At 64.0% G+C, this 14,938-nt stretch carries 15 protein-coding genes; 11 read left to right on the top strand and 4 right to left on the bottom strand.

Going from position 1 to position 14,938, the window contains the following annotated elements:
• Positions 1–2: 2 nt before the first annotated feature.
• The 6 genes from AC1DXN_RS08925 to AC1DXN_RS08950 all read left to right on the top strand — a co-directional run bounded on the left by AC1DXN_RS08925 (position 3) and on the right by AC1DXN_RS08950 (position 5,961).
• Positions 3–2,297, top strand: coding sequence for a bifunctional salicylyl-CoA 5-hydroxylase/oxidoreductase (locus AC1DXN_RS08925; RefSeq protein WP_477275561.1), 2,295 nt, complete (start codon positions 3–5; stop codon positions 2,295–2,297).
• The gene (locus AC1DXN_RS08930; RefSeq protein WP_477241442.1) at positions 2,294–3,067 is read left to right on the top strand and encodes an SDR family NAD(P)-dependent oxidoreductase; all 774 of its coding nucleotides are present in this window, start codon (positions 2,294–2,296) and stop codon (positions 3,065–3,067) included. Before AC1DXN_RS08925 ends, AC1DXN_RS08930 begins: the two co-directional genes overlap by 4 nt.
• Positions 3,061–3,531 carry a MarR family winged helix-turn-helix transcriptional regulator gene (locus AC1DXN_RS08935; protein ID WP_477275563.1) on the top strand — a complete coding sequence of 157 codons (471 nt, stop codon included), beginning with the start codon at positions 3,061–3,063 and terminating at the stop codon, positions 3,529–3,531. Before AC1DXN_RS08930 ends, AC1DXN_RS08935 begins: the two co-directional genes overlap by 7 nt.
• Entirely contained in the window at positions 3,528–4,340 is an 813-nt protein-coding gene (locus tag AC1DXN_RS08940; protein ID WP_477275565.1) for an enoyl-CoA hydratase family protein, read from the top strand. The genes AC1DXN_RS08935 and AC1DXN_RS08940 overlap by 4 nt, the downstream gene beginning before the upstream one ends.
• Entirely contained in the window at positions 4,340–5,488 is a 1,149-nt protein-coding gene (locus tag AC1DXN_RS08945; protein ID WP_477275567.1) for an acyl-CoA dehydrogenase family protein, read from the top strand. The genes AC1DXN_RS08940 and AC1DXN_RS08945 overlap by 1 nt, the downstream gene beginning before the upstream one ends.
• Before the next feature lie 77 nt (positions 5,489–5,565).
• Entirely contained in the window at positions 5,566–5,961 is a 396-nt protein-coding gene (locus AC1DXN_RS08950; protein WP_477241434.1) for a RidA family protein, read from the top strand.
• 20 nt (positions 5,962–5,981) lie between these two features.
• Here the strand turns inward: AC1DXN_RS08950 and AC1DXN_RS08955 are convergent, their stop codons facing one another.
• A complete protein-coding gene (locus AC1DXN_RS08955; RefSeq protein WP_477275569.1) occupies positions 5,982–7,073 on the bottom strand; it encodes an LLM class flavin-dependent oxidoreductase in 1,092 nt (363 codons plus the stop codon).
• A gap of 124 nt (positions 7,074–7,197) precedes the next feature.
• Here AC1DXN_RS08955 and AC1DXN_RS08960 point away from each other — a divergent pair, with 124 nt between their 5' ends.
• From AC1DXN_RS08960 to AC1DXN_RS08980, 5 genes are all read left to right on the top strand, one after another.
• Complete coding sequence (locus AC1DXN_RS08960; RefSeq protein WP_477275570.1) at positions 7,198–7,959, top strand: HpcH/HpaI aldolase family protein; 762 nt, start codon at positions 7,198–7,200, stop codon at positions 7,957–7,959.
• A gap of 147 nt (positions 7,960–8,106) precedes the next feature.
• Entirely contained in the window at positions 8,107–9,303 is a 1,197-nt protein-coding gene (locus AC1DXN_RS08965) for a pyridoxal phosphate-dependent aminotransferase (RefSeq protein ID WP_477275935.1), read from the top strand.
• A gap of 76 nt (positions 9,304–9,379) precedes the next feature.
• The gene (locus tag AC1DXN_RS08970; protein WP_477241428.1) at positions 9,380–10,177 is read left to right on the top strand and encodes an ABC transporter substrate-binding protein; all 798 of its coding nucleotides are present in this window, start codon (positions 9,380–9,382) and stop codon (positions 10,175–10,177) included.
• 155 nt (positions 10,178–10,332) lie between these two features.
• Entirely contained in the window at positions 10,333–11,007 is a 675-nt protein-coding gene (locus AC1DXN_RS08975) for an amino acid ABC transporter permease (protein WP_477241426.1), read from the top strand.
• A 46-nt stretch (positions 11,008–11,053) separates the two neighbouring features.
• Positions 11,054–12,331, top strand: a complete 1,278-nt coding sequence (locus AC1DXN_RS08980) for a cysteine desulfurase-like protein (RefSeq protein ID WP_477275572.1) — start codon at positions 11,054–11,056, stop codon at positions 12,329–12,331.
• A 28-nt stretch (positions 12,332–12,359) separates the two neighbouring features.
• On the opposite strand, the gene AC1DXN_RS08985 is transcribed toward AC1DXN_RS08980, so the two are convergent.
• The 3 genes from AC1DXN_RS08985 to AC1DXN_RS08995 are packed head-to-tail and all read right to left on the bottom strand — an operon-like array spanning position 12,360 to position 14,919.
• Positions 12,360–13,190, bottom strand: a complete 831-nt coding sequence (locus AC1DXN_RS08985) for a dipeptide ABC transporter ATP-binding protein (RefSeq protein ID WP_477275574.1) — start codon at positions 13,188–13,190, stop codon at positions 12,360–12,362.
• Positions 13,190–14,035 (bottom strand): ABC transporter ATP-binding protein, encoded by an 846-nt coding sequence (locus AC1DXN_RS08990; protein WP_477275576.1) that lies wholly within the window; start codon positions 14,033–14,035, stop codon positions 13,190–13,192. Before AC1DXN_RS08990 ends, AC1DXN_RS08985 begins: the two co-directional genes overlap by 1 nt.
• Complete coding sequence (locus AC1DXN_RS08995) at positions 14,035–14,919, bottom strand: ABC transporter permease subunit (protein ID WP_477275937.1); 885 nt, start codon at positions 14,917–14,919, stop codon at positions 14,035–14,037. Before AC1DXN_RS08995 ends, AC1DXN_RS08990 begins: the two co-directional genes overlap by 1 nt.
• Between the last annotated feature and the right edge of the window lie 19 nt (positions 14,920–14,938).

The raw sequence follows: 14,938 nt of genomic DNA on the forward strand, positions 1-14,938 counted from the left end.
GCATGAAGGTTGCGGTTCTCGGCGGTGGACCTGCCGGCCTCTACTTTGCCATCTCGATGAAACTCAGGGACGCCGCGCACGAGGTGACGGTGTTCGAGCGCAATCGCGCCGACGACACGTTCGGCTGGGGCGTCGTGCTGTCGGCCGAGACGCTCGACAATCTGACCCGGAACGATCCGGTCAGTGCTGTCTGGATCAAGAAGCACTTCGCCTATTGGGACGACATCGCCGTCATCCATGACGGTGTGCGCACCGTCTCGACCGGCCATGGTTTCTGCGGCATCGGCCGCAAGCGGCTGCTCGTCCTGCTGCAAAGGCGGGCGCGCGAACTCGGCGTCAAACTCAACTTCGAGACCGACATCGCCGATCCCAAGCCTTATATGGAAACGTACGATCTCGTCGTTGCCGCCGACGGGCTGAACTCGAGAGCCCGCAACACTTTCGTCGACGTGTTCAAGCCCGACATCGACACCCGCAAATGCAAGTTCGTCTGGCTGGGCACCGAGCAGAAATTCGACGACGCCTTCACCTTTATCTTCGAGAAGACGGAGCATGGCTGGGTGTGGGCGCACGCCTACCAGTTCGACAGCGATACCGCGACCTTCATCGTCGAATGCAGCGAACAGACCTGGGCTGGTTTCGGCTTCGGTTCGATGTCGCAGCAGGAATCGATCGCCGTCTGCGAGCGCATCTTCGCCAAGCACCTTGGCGGCCACGCGCTGATGACCAATGCCAACCACATAAGGGGTTCGGCCTGGATCAATTTCCCGCGCGTGCTGTGCGAGCGCTGGTCCTATCAGAACCTGGCGCTGATGGGCGATGCGGCGGCATCGGCGCATTTCTCGATCGGCTCCGGCACCAAGCTGGCGCTGGAAAGTGCTGTGGCGCTGGCAGACTATGTCGAGTCCGAGCCCGACCTCGAAGCGGCGTTTCGTAAATATGAGGATGCGCGCCGCACCGAGGTGCTGAAGCTGCAGTCGGCGGCGCGCAATTCGCTCGAATGGTTCGAGGAAGTCGAGCGCTATCTCGGCCTCGATCCGGTCCAGTTCAATTACTCGCTGCTGACGCGGTCACAACGAATCAGCCACGAGAATTTGCGGCTGCGCGATGCGGAATGGCTGGCCGGCGCCGAAGAATGGTTCCAGCGCCAGGCCGGCGCCGGCGGCAACAGCTTGCGCCGCGCGCCGATGTTCGCGCCGTTCAAGCTGCGCGACATGGCGCTCAGCAACCGCATCGTCGTCTCGCCGATGGCGCAGTACAAGGCCGTCGACGGCTGTCCGACCGACTGGCATTTCGCCCACTATGCCGAGCGTGCCAAGGGCGGCGCCGGCCTGCTCTATATCGAGATGACCTGCGTCAGCCCGGAAGGTCGGATCACGCCTGGCTGCCCCGGATTCTACGCACCAGAGCATGAAGTCGCGTGGAAGCGGCTGGTCGATTTCGTCCACACCGAGACAGAGGCGAAGATCTGCGCCCAGATCGGCCATTCCGGCGCCAAGGGCTCGACCCGGCTCGGCTGGTTAGGCACCGACGTGCCGCTGCCGTCCGGCAACTGGCCGGTGATGGCGGCATCGGCTGTCGCCTGGTCGCCTGAGAACCAGGTGCCGAAGGCGATGGACCGCGCCGACATGGACCGCGTGCGAGACCAGTTCGTAGCCTCGGCCGAGATGGCCGAGCGTGGCGGCTTCGACATGCTCGAAATCCATGCCGCACACGGCTATCTGCTGTCGTCCTTCATCACACCGGTCACCAACCGACGCACCGACGCCTATGGCGGTTCGCTGGAAAACCGCATGCGTTATCCGCTGGAGATCTTCCATGCGGTGCGCGCCGTGTGGCCCTCGGAAAAGCCGATCTCGATGCGCATCTCGGCCAATGACTGGGTCGGCATCGAAGGCGTGACGCCTGCCGACGCGGTCGAGATCGCACGGCTGTTGCATGAGGCCGGCGTCGACATTTGCGACGTCTCAGCCGGCCAGACATCGGCGCTGGCAAAGCCTATCTATGGCCGCATGTTCCAGACGCCGTTTTCCGACCGCATCCGCAATGAGGTCGGCATGGCGACGATGGCGGTCGGCAACATCTACGAACCCGACCACGTCAATTCGATTCTGATGGCCGGCCGCGCCGACCTAGTGGCGCTGGCACGACCGCATCTCGCCGATCCCTACTGGACGCTGCATGCCGCCGTCACGCTCGGCGACCGCGGCGTCAAATGGCCGGATCCCTATTTGCCAGGCCGCGACCAGATCTACCGGCTGGCCGAACGCGATGCGGCTGCGGGGTTGAAAGTATGAGCGGCGCCGCAGCCATCGCTGGCAGGCATGCGCTGGTCACCGGCGGCGGCTCCGGCGTTGGCCGGGCGATCGCATTGGCGCTGGCCGGCGCCGGCATCGACGTGACCATCTGCGGCCGGCGCGAGGCGGAGCTCGCCAAGGTGGCCAAGGAAAGCAGCCGTATCTTCGGCATCGCCGCAGACGTCACCGACGAAGCCTCGATGGCGTCGCTCTACAGCCAGGCGGAAGCCGCACGCGGACCATTCGACATCGTCGTCGCCAATGCCGGTATGTCCGGCAGCGCACCGGCGCACAGAACCGCGCTCAGCGACTGGCAGCGCACGCTCGACGTCAATCTCACCGGTGCGTTCCTGACGGTGAAGCCGGCGTTGGCCGGCATGGCCGCGCGCAAGGCGGGCCGCATCGTCTTCGTCGCCTCCACCGCCGGGCTGAAAGGTTATCCGTATGTCGCAGCATACGTTGCCGCCAAGCACGGCGTCGTCGGGCTGATGCGGGCGCTTGCCGCCGAGACCGTCAAAACCGGGGTGACCGTCAACGCCGTTTGCCCGGGCTTCGTCGAAACCGACATGCTGGAGGCATCCGTCCAGCGCATCATCGACAAGACCGGCCGCTCGGTCGAGGACGCACGGACGAGCCTCGCCTCGACCAATCCGCAAGGCCGCTTCATCCAGCCGGAGGAAGTCGCCGCCGCGGTGCTTTGGCTGTGCGGCGATGCCGCCCGCTCGATCACCGGGCAGACGATCTCGATTTCAGGAGGCGAGACATGGTAGCAGGTCCCCTGCCCACCCCTTCAGGACACGGCAAGGACCGGCTGCGGCTGTGGATAAGGCTGCTGCGGGCATCCCGCACCATCGAAGCCGAACTGCGCGAGCGCCTGAAAAAAGAATTCAACACGACGCTGCCGCGCTTCGACGTGATGGCGGCGCTCTACCGCGTGCCGGAAGGCATGCTGATGAGCGACCTGTCGCGCTTCCTGCTGGTGTCCAATGGCAATGTCACCGGCATCGTCGACCGTCTCGTCTCGGAGGGACTTGTCGCCCGCGCGCGCCGCAATGGCGACCGCCGCACCTCGATGGTGCGCTTGACCGAGGAAGGCTCCAAGACCTTCGGCATCATCGCCGCCGCGCATGAGACATGGATCGCCGAGCTGCTGGGTAATGTCAGCGAGGACGAAGCACGCAGGCTGACCGGCATGCTGACCTCGTTCCGCAGCAATTGGGAGGGCAGGGAATGACCGAGATGGCCGGCCGCAAGCCGAAGCATTTCCTCTGGCAGGTCGAAGGCAAGATCGCAAAGGTCCGGCTCGACCGGCCGGAGCGCAAGAACCCGCTGACCTTCGAGAGCTATGCCGAATTGCGCGACACTTTTCGCGACCTCGTCTATGCCGACGATGTCGATGCCGTGGTGTTCCTGTCCAATGGCGGCAATTTCTGCTCCGGCGGGGATGTGCACGACATTATCGGGCCGCTGGTCAAGATGGACATGAAGGAGCTGCTCGCCTTTACCCGCATGACCGGCGATTTCGTCAAGGCGATGCTGAACTGCGGCAAGCCGATTATTTCGGCGGTAGACGGTGTGGCGGTCGGCGCCGGCGCCATCATCGCCATGGCGTCCGACATTCGCATCGCCACGCCGGAGGCGAAGACCGCGTTCCTGTTCACCCGCGTCGGCCTTGCCGGCTGCGATATGGGCGCCTGCGCGATCCTGCCGCGCATCATCGGCCAGGGCCGCGCCGCCGAACTGCTCTACACCGGGCGCACAATGAGCGCGGCGGAAGGCGAGCGCTGGGGGTTCTACAATCGGCTGGTCGATGCCGTGGCACTCGAAGCCGACGCGCTCGATATGGCGGCGCGCATCGTGTCGGGTCCGACCTTCGCCCACGGCATCACCAAGACGCAGCTGAACCAGGAATGGTCGATGGGGCTCGACCAGGCGATCGAAGCGGAAGCGCAAGCGCAAGCGATCTGCATGCAGACGCGCGATTTCGAGCGCGCCTACAAGGCCTTCGTCGCCAAGGGAAAACCTGTGTTCGAGGGCAATTGATGGCCGACAAGAGTTTCCTCAACTGGCCGTTCTTCGAGGACCGCCATCGCGCGCTGGCCGAGCGGCTGGACGCCTGGTGCGCCAAGAACCTGCCGGTCGATCATCATGATGTCGATGCCGCTTGTCGCGAGCTGGTGGCGAAGCTGGGCCGAGACGGCTGGCTGAAACCGACGGCGATCGACACGGAAAACCTTGGGCCACTCGACGTGCGTGCGCTGTGCATCACGCGCGAGACGCTGGCCCGGCATGACGGGCTCGCCGACTTCGCCTTCGCCATGCAAGGGCTGGGCACCGGCGCGCTCAGCCTGTTCGGCACACCGCAGCAGCAGCAATGGCTGGCGAAAACGCGCGCCGGCAAGGCGATTTCCGCCTTTGCCTTGTCGGAACCACGCTCGGGATCGGATGTCGCCAATATGGAGATGGCAGCTGTCCGCGACGGCGACAGCTATACTCTGTCCGGCGAAAAGACCTGGATCTCCAATGGCGGCATCGCCGATCTCTACATCGTTTTCGCCCGTACCGGCGAGGCGCCCGGCGCCAAGGGGCTTTCCGCTTTCATCGTGCCGGCGGAAACCAAGGGGTTGAGCATCGCCGAACGCATCGAGGTGATCGCGCCGCATCCGCTGGCGCGCCTGTCGTTCGACAACGTTCGCGTTCCGGCCTCGGCGCTGATCGGCAGACCGGGCGATGGCTTTCGCATCGCCATGTCGGTGCTCGACGTGTTCCGCTCGACGGTGGGTGCCGCCGCCCTGGGCTTTGCCCGCCGGGCGCTGGATGAAAGCATCGCCAGGGTGGCCGAGCGCGAATTGTTCGGCGCGCCGATGGCTGAGTTGCAGATGGTGCAAGGCCATATCGCCGACATGGCGCTGGATGTCGACGCTGCCGCTTTGCTGGTCTACCGCGCCGCCTGGACCAAGGATATGGGGGCACCGCGGGTGACGCGCGAGGCCGCCATGGCGAAACTATACGCGACAGACCGCGCGCAAGAGGTGATCGACAAGGCCGTGCAGTTGCATGGCGGCGACGGCGTTCGCAAAGGTCATATCGTCGAAAGCCTGTATCGCGAGATCCGCGCGCTGCGCATCTATGAGGGTGCGTCGGACGTGCAGAAGGTGGTGATCGCGCGACAAGTGATGGGCGCGGCCTGAGGCAGCTCAGAAGATTTAGACGAGACCGTTTTCGAACCGGACATTTGAGAAGCAAATTGAATATCGGGAGGCCAGACATGCACACCATCCTGCAGCCGGAAGGCTGGGCGAAACCTGTCGGCTACGCCAACGGCGTCGCAGCGCGTGGACGGCTGGTCTTCGTCGGCGGGCAGGTCGGCTGGAACGGGCAATGCCAGTTCGAGACCGATGATTTCGCCGGCCAGGTGCGGCAGACACTTGAAAACATCGTCGCCGTGCTGGCCGAGGCCGGCGCCGAGCCACAGCACATCACCTCGATGACCTGGTATTTTACCGACAAGGCCGAATATCTGGCCAACCTCAAAGGCGTTGGCGAGGCCTATCGCGAGGTGATCGGACGGCATTTTCCGGCCATGGCCGCCATGCAGGTGATGGCGCTGGTCGAGGATCGCGCCAAGGTCGAGATCCAGGCGACCGCGGTCATTCCGGAATAACCTTTGGGTATCCGGAGTGGTTATCCGCGAAGGCCCGCCTGCTCCAAAAGAGGCAGCACGCGGTCGCAGAAATAGGGCAGTTCCTGCGTGTAGTTGACGAAGGACAGCGCGATGCCCTGGTAGCCATGCCCGGCAATGGCAACCATATCGGCCGCGATCGTTTCCGGCGTCCCGACCAGAGGGTAAGTGCCGGCGCCGCCGGCAAAACGCTGCCGGTAGCGGTCATAGGCATGCGGGTCGTGCGACTGCGAGAATTCCTTCTTACCCGCCATATGCGCATCGACCGCGTCGTGGTCGGCCATATCGACCGCATAGCGGGTGTAATAAGCCTGCGCCTCTTCCATGGTTTCCCGGCAGACGACATGGGCCACCGTATAGACACCGACGTCGCGCCCCAATCTGTCGGCCCGTTCTTGGATGTCGGCGACGTGCTTGCCGGCGTCGCTCATTTCGGAAAAGGTCGTGAACAGATAATCGCATTTGGCGGCGGCGAAATCCCGGCCCGGCCCGCCGAAAGCGGCATTCATGGTCACCGGGCGTGGAGCCTGCAGACTGGCCGGACGGCTCACCGCCTCTTTCAGGCGATAATAGGTGCCTTCATATTCGAGGGGCTGATCCGAGGCGTAAAGTTTTTCGAGGATTTCGATCCATTCGGCGGCCTGATCGTAGCCCCTCTCGACCAGCGGCGTACCGAACATGCCGAACTCCTTCGGGTTCCAGCCGCAGACGATGTTAAGCCCGGCGCGGCCCTGGCTGATGTGATCGACCGTTGCCAAAGCCTTGGCGGCGTAAAGCGGGTGGACCAGCGGCACATGCACGGTCATGAACAGGCCAATCTGTTCGGTCGCCATGCTGAGGGCCGCCGCCCAGGTGAAGGTCTCGAATGACCATTCGCGCACCTTGTTGCGGCCGCCAAAACCGCGCCAGCGCGCGATCGGCAGCATGAATTCCAGCCCGGCGCGGTCGGCGATCCGGGCGGCGGTCAGATTGTCCTGCCAGCTCGCCGTCCAGCGCTCCGGCACATCGGTAATGGCAAGGCCGCCATCGGCATTGGTGGAAAAGACGCCGAGCTTCAACCTGTTCGGACCGTGCAGGGGATGGGCTTTGATCATGTCTGAAAACTCGCGGCGGGAGACCGCACGCTACGGCTATGGGAAAATATTTCAAGCCTGAAATAGCTTCGCCAGACGGTGGTTTGCGGCTATGAATTTGGACCGGATGAAAAAGGGGATCGGCATGAGCGAGTTCCGCCAGAAATGCACGGCCAAGCAAAACCTCGTCGGCTCGTTCGCCGCCATACCACACGCCGTTGCGGTGGAGGTGATGGCGCTGGCCGGTCTCGATTTCCTCTGCATCGACTGGGAGCATGCGCAGATCTCCAGGGACACAATCGAGAACATGGTGCGTGCGGCCGATAGTCATGGCGTGCCCGCCATGGTGCGCGTCCCTGGCCACCAGCCGGAAGCGATCGCCGCGGCACTCGACAGCGGCGCGCAAGGCGTGCTCATCCCGCGCATCTCGACCGCCGCCCAGGCCCAGGCGGCGGTGAAGGCCTCCCGCTATCCGCCTGCGGGCGAGCGAGGCGTCGGACCCGGCCGGGCCGCCGGCTATGGCTACCGCATCCCCGAGTATCTCGCTGCCGCCAATGCCAGGACTGTCGTCGCGGTGCAGGTCGAGACATCAGAAGGGCTTGCCAACATCGAGGAAATTGCCGCCGTGGACGGCGTCGACGTGATCTTCGTCGGTCCCGGCGACCTCTCGGTTTCGATCGATGCAATTGGCCCGAAGGGCGCCGACAAGCTCAACGCGGCGATCCGGACGATCATCGGCGTGACGATCGCGCACGGCAAGGCCGCCGGCATATTCTGCGCCAGCCCGCAGCCTGTCGGCCAATGGGCAGCGATTGGCGCCAGCTTCTTCATCCTGGCCAGCGATACGATGTTTCTCGGCGCCGGCGCTGCCGCCAACTATGCCGCGGCACGCGACGAGCTGGCCTAGCGAAAACTTTTTAAGCTTAAAACTTTTGCCTTGAAAAGTCCGGCGCTTTGGATAAGCATTCAATATCGATCGTGACTGCCGTGCCGGACGGGCTTGCCGGCGGTCCTGTCGAGGCGTTCAGGGTGCGAGGTTCAGTCCTTGTCGTTCATGCTGCCCCAGTCATCGTCTCTGGCCAGCGCGCGTTACGCTTTCGATGGCGTGCGCGCCCAAATTCGCGACCTGCACACCGAAAACATCGCCAACCTTGCCGTGCGCGCGCGTGAACTGGGCGACGTGATCGCGCTCTGGTACGGCGAAGGCGACATGGTGACGCCGGCCTTCATCCGCGACGCGGCCAAGGCGGCGTTCGATGAGGGCCTGACCTTCTATGTTCCCAACATGCGCGGCCACGGCCCGTTGAATGAAACGCTGTCGGAGTACCAGACGCGCCTCCACGGCAGGCCGATCCCGATCGCGCGCACCACGGTGACGCCGGGCGGCATGCAGGCGCTGTACCTGGCGCTTGAACTGCTGGTCGATACCGGCACCAACGTCGTCTATGTCGCGCCGCAATGGCCCAACATCCACAACGCCATCCACCTGATCGGTGGCGAGCCGCGGCCGTTTTCCCTCGATTTCAAGGGCGACTGGAAGCTCGATCTCGACCGGCTGTTTGCGACTTGCGATGCGCGCACGCGGGCGATCTTCCTGTCGACGCCTTCCAATCCAACCGGCTGGACCGCATCGCGCGAGGAGATGCAGGCTCTGCTCGATTTCAGCCGGCGCACCGGCATCTGGATCATCTCCGACGAGGTTTATGGCCGGCTCTATTTCGATGGCGTCGTGGCGCCGTCCGTGCTGCAGATCGCCGAGGACGGCGACCGGGTGCTTTCAGTCAACAGCTTTTCGAAAGCCTGGGCGATGACCGGCTGGCGCGTCGGCTGGCTGACGCATCCCTCCGGTGTCGCCGACCAGCTCGGCGCCATGAGCCAGTATATCAACAGCGGCACGGCCGCTCCCATCCAGGCCGGTGCCGTCGCGGCGATCCGCCAGGGCGAGCCGCTGGTCGAGGAGGTCAGGCAGCGGATCAAGACCGGTCTCGACCTCGCCTATGACAGGCTGGCTGAGATCCCGGGCATCGTGCTGCCGACAAAACCGCGCGGCGGCATGTATGCGTTCTTTGCCATGGAAGGCGAAGACGACGCGCGCCGCGCCTGCGCCAAGATCCTGGAGACGGCACGCGTCGGGCTGGCGCCCGGCCATCTGTTCGGAAGTTCGGCGACGGCCTTCCTGCGCATGTGTGTCTGCCGCGACCGCGACCAGTTAGCGACTGCGCTCGACCGCATGACCGCTGCCATGAATTGACGCCCTGCCCAAAAGCGGGGCGGCAAAAAACCGTGCGGGAGCAAACCCGCCCGATCAACAACCAGAGGGAACAAAAATGAGCCTCACTCGTCGTAACCTGCTTCTTCTCGCGGCCACGATCGGCATCGCTGCCGGCCCCGCCACCGCCTTCGCGGCCGATGTGCTCAATGTCGGCGCCTACCCGACCAATCCGCCCTTCGAATACAAGAACGAGAGCGGCACGTTCGAGGGTTTTGAAGTCGACATCGTCAACGAAGCGGCAAAGCGCGTCGGCATGACCACGGAAATTGCCGACCTCGGATTCCAGGCGCTGTTTGCCGCCACCACCTCAAAGCGCATCGATGTCGCCATCTCGTCGATCACCATCACGCCGGAGCGGCTGAAGTCGCAGTCGTTCACCCAGCCCTATTATGATTCCGACATGGGCATCGCCACCAAGACCGACAGCGCGATCAACACCGAGGCCGACCTCAAGGGCAAGATCATCGGCGTGCTGTCCGGCTCGACCGGCGAGACCTGGGTCAAGGAGCACCAGGCGGCCGACGGGTTCAGCGATGTGAAGGGCTACGACACGCAGCAGAACCTGCTGCTCGATCTCAGCGCCGGCCGCGTCGACGCCGCCGTCAGCGACATTCCGGGCATGGAATACTCCTTCACCAAGATGAAGGACCTCACCGTGAAGGAGCGCATCAAGACCGGCGAACAGTACGGCCTGATGATGACCAAGGACCACCCGCTGCTCGGCAAGCTGAACGACGCGCTGACCACGATGAAGAAGGACGGCACGATCGCCGCGATACACAAGAAGTGGTTCGGCAGCGATGCACCGGCCGATTCCTCGACCGTCAAGGAACTGCCGCTGCCGAAGGGCTGAGCGGCAGTTTTCGTTTGAACCGCGCCGGCTTTCCAGGCCGGCACGATTTGACGGCGTCCTTCGATTTTCGCGCATGACCCTCCCCGGAAACCGATTTCGGTTTCCGGGATCATGCTTTAGCGTCGCGGGACGCCAACCGTTTCGGGAATGCTCCCATGTCGCTGCTGGACACCTTCTTCAACCCCGATGTCATCATGTCCAGCCTGCCGGCGTTGCTGCGCGGCTTCCTGAACACGCTGCTGCTCGGACTGCTCAGCATCGGCATCGGTATCCCCGTCGGCCTGGTGATCAGCCTGGTGCGGCTCTATGCGCCAAAGCCGCTGCGCTGGCTGGCGATTGGCTACACCGACATCTTTCGCGCGTTGCCGGTGCTGGTCGTGCTGATCCTGATCTATTATGCGCTGCCCTTCCTCGGCATACGCCTGTCGTCCTGGACCTCCGCGGTGACGGCGTTTGCCATCATCATGTCGGCCTATTCGAGCGAAGTGTTCCGCTCCGGCATCGAAAGCATTCCAATCGGCCAGTTCGAGGCGGCAAACGCGCTCGGACTGCCGTTCCTGCTGACCTTGCGCAAGGTGGTGCTGCCGCAGGCGATCCGCGTCGTCATTCCACCGATGACCAGCAACTGCGTCTCGATGTTCAAGGACACTTCGCTGGCTTCCACCGTGGCGCTGCCGGAACTCTTGAAGGAAGCGACCAACGCGCAGTCGCTCTACGCCAATCCCTCGCCGCTGATCGGCGCGGCACTGGTCTATCTCATCTTCCTTTGGCCGATGGTCCGCCTCGTCAGCCTGCTGGAACGCCGCTTCAAAACCGAAAAGACGCGCTGACCTCGCCACAATTTCCATCTGCAAAGCACTTGCGCAGGAGACGACCTTGAACAAGCACCAGACCGACAATGCGAGCGACGCCGCCGGCGCGTTCCCCGTCGAAGCCATCCGCGCCATGTTCCCCGCGTTGCAGCGGGCCGGCGACTTCATCTTCCTGGACAATGCCGCCGGCGCGCAGATCCCGCAAAGCGTGCTCGACGCGGTGACCAACCATCTGGTCGCGCACAATGTGCAGCGCGGCGGCCGTTATGGCCGAAGCGTCACTGTCGACCAGTCGGTCGCCGATGCGCGGGAAAGCGTAGCGCTGCTGATAAACGCCTACAGCCCGGCCGAAATCTGCTTCGGCATGAACGCCACCTCCTTCATCCGTCTCGTCAGCCTCGGCATCGGCCAGATGCTGCAGGAGCGCGAGATCGTCATCACCGACATGGACCACGACGCCAACATCGCGACATGGCTGGCGCTGGAGTCCGCCGGCGCCAAGTTCAAGTGGTGGCGCATGCGTGAGGACGGCAATCTGCATGTCGACGACCTCAAGCACCTGGTCTCCGACCGCACAAGGCTTGTCGCTTGCACGGTGACGGCGCACTCGATCGGCTCGATCGTCGATGTCGCGTCAGTGGCCAGGATCGCGCACGCGGCCGGCGCCGAAGTGTTCCTCGACTGCGTGCATTACGGCCCGCACGGGTTGATCGACGTGCAGGCCTGGGATTGCGATTACCTCGTCTGCTCCGGCTACAAGAACTTCTCGCCGCATATGGGCTTCCTGTGGGGTCGCTTCGAGACACTGAAGCGGCTGCCGACCTTTCGCGAGGATTTCATCCCCGACGAGCCGCCCTACAAGGTCGAGGCCGGTACCTTCATCTACGAGAACGTCTCCGGCATGGATGCCGCCGTGCAGTATCTGGAACTGATCGGCCGCAATCTTGCGCCATCCAACAACCGCTCGCGGCGCGACAACATCGTCGCCGGCATGGGCGCCATCCGCGATTACGAGCTGGTGCTGGCGCGCGAGATGCTGGCCGTGCTCAAGGATTGCGGCGCCACCATCTACGGCGTCGCCGACGAGGCCCGCATCAACGAGCGGGTGCCGACCTTCTGCTTCAACATCGGCAAACTCTCGCCCCAGCGGATCGTCGAGGAAATGGCCGAAATGCAGATCGGCATCCGCGACGGCCACATGTACGCGCCGCGGCTGATGAAACGGCTCAACCTCTCGATGGACAGCGGCGCCATCCGCGCCTCGCTGGTGCACTACAACACGGTGGACGAGATCAGGCGCTTCGGCGAGGCGCTGCGCGCCATCATCGCCAAGCTGTCGTGACTGGAATGCGGCGTGCCTGACCTTCCGGTCAGGCCGCCGCCTTCTTCGCCAGTCTCGCCTTGATCGAGGCGACGTCGGCGCGCGGCGTCGCGGCGAACAGCGTGCGGGTGTAGTTGTGCTTGGGGTCGGCAAAGACCTCTTCGCGCGAACCGTATTCGACCGCCTCGCCGAAATACATCACCATCACGTCGTCGGCGATGTAGCGCACCACGGACAGGTCGTGGCTGATGAAGACATAGGTCAGCTGGAACTCGTCCTGCAGGTCGGCGAGCAGGTTCAGCACCTGTGCCTGTACCGACAGATCGAGTGCCGAGACCGGCTCGTCCAGCACCAGCAGGCTCGGGTTCAGCATCAGTGCGCGGGCAATGGCGATGCGCTGGCGTTGGCCGCCCGAGAACATGTGCGGATAGCGGTTGTAGTGCTCGGTGCCGAGGCCGACCTTCTTCAGCATCTTCATGGCCAGGTCGCGCCGCTCTTCGGCCGGCTTGTCGGTGTTGATGAGCAGTGGTTCGCCGAGCACATCGCCGATCTTCTGGCGCGGATTAAGCGACCCGTATGGATTCTGGAAGACGATCTGCACCTTGCGGCGCATCTCCTTGGTCAGGCCGTTCCTGGCGATATCGACCTTGTTGCCGTCGATGAAAAGCTCGCCCGACGTTGCCGGATCGATCAGCGTGATGATGCGCGCCAGCGTGGACTTGCCGCAGCCGCTCTCGCCGACAATGGCCAGCGTCTTGCCCTTGTCGACACTGAAGGAAACGCCCTTGACCGCATGCACGGTGCGCTGCCCGCGAAACAGGCCGCCGCCGACGTGATAGTCGCGCTTGATGTCCTTGCCTTCGACGACCTTGATGCTCATCAGGCGACTCCGGCGGCCGGTTCGAACAGCATGTCTGAGACAGTCGGCAGACGGTCGCCGACAGCGTTGTCCGGCAGGGCCGACAGGAGCGCACGCGTGTAGTTGCTCTTTGGCGACTCGAACAGCGACAGCACGTCGGCCTCTTCCATCTTGCGGCCCTTGTACTGAACGATGACACGGTCGGCGGTCTCGGCGACGACGCCCATATTGTGGGTGATCATGATCAGGCCCATGCCGTATTTGACCTGCAGCGAGACCAGCAGGTCGAGGATCTGCTTCTGGATGGTGACGTCGAGTGCGGTGGTCGGCTCGTCGGCGATCAAAAGCTTCGGATTGCAGGCGATGGCGATGGCGATCATCACGCGCTGGCACTGGCCGCCCGACATCTGGTGCGGGAAGGAGTTCAGCCGTTCCGCCGGCTCAGCAATGCCGACTTGCGTCAAAAGCTCGATGGCGCGCTCCCGGCGTTGCGCACCGTCCATGCCCATATGGAAGCGCAGCACTTCCTCAATCTGGAAGCCAACCGTGAAGCACGGATTGAGGCTGGCCATCGGCTCCTGGAAGATCATCGACATGTCCTTGCCGACGATCTTGCGGCGCTCGGCCGGACTCAGCTTCAGGAGGTCGCGGCCATTGAAGCTCATCTTGTCGGCGGTGACCGTTGCGGTCCACGGCAACAGGCCCATCACCGCCAGCATCGACACCGACTTGCCGGAGCCGGATTCGCCGACAATGGCGAGCACCTCGCGCTCTTCGACATGGAGCGAGACACCGTCGACCGCACGGAACGGGCCCGACGCGGTCTGGAATTCGACGACGAGGTTCTGGATGTCGAGCAGCGCCATCACGATCTCCTGAGTTTTGGATCGAGTGCGTCGCGCAGGCCGTCGCCGATCAAATTGATGGCGAGCACGGTGATGAGGATGGCGAGGCCGGGGAAGGTCACCACCCACCAGGCGCGCAGGATGAATTCGCGCGCCGTGGCAAGCATGGTTCCCCACTCCGGCGTCGGCGGCTGGGCGCCAAGGCCGAGGAAGCCGAGCGCAGCCGCCTCGAGGATTGCGTTGGAGAAGGACAGCGTGCCCTGGACGATCAGCGGCGCGAGGCAATTGGGCAGGATGGTGCGCAGCATCAGCCTAATGTGGCCGGCGCCGGCAACCTTGGCGGCGACCACATATTCGCGGCTCTTTTCGGCCATCACCGCGGCGCGCACCAGGCGGGCGAAATGCGGCTGCAGCACCAGCGCGATCGCCAGCATGGCGTTGAACAGGCCGGGACCCAGGATGGTCACCAGCACCAGTGCCAGCAGCAGCGACGGAAAGGCCAGGATCAGATCCATGACGCGCATGATCGCCACGTCGACCCAGCCGCGGAAATAACCGGCGAGCAGGCCGAGCGTGATGCCGCCGACCAGGGCAAGCGTAACGACGACGGCGCCGATCAGCAGCGAGAAGCGCGCACCATAGAGCAGGCGGGAAAGCATGTCGCGGCCGACGGCGTCGGTGCCGAGCAGATATTCGGCGCTGCCGCCTGCCTCCCATGCCGGAGGCCTCAGAAACGCGGTCTTGTCCTGGACATCGGGCGCATAGGGCGCCAGCACCGGCGCAAGGATCGCGGCCATCACCAGCAGGATGAAGACGAACAGGCCGATGACGGCGCCGCGGTTCACCGAGAAATAGTGCCAGAAGGTCCTGAAGCCGGTCAGCCTATCCGGATTGCCGGCGGCCATCGGGGCGGTTTCGGTTGAC

The sequence above is a fragment of the Mesorhizobium sp. P2_H9 genome, from assembly GCF_056403215.1.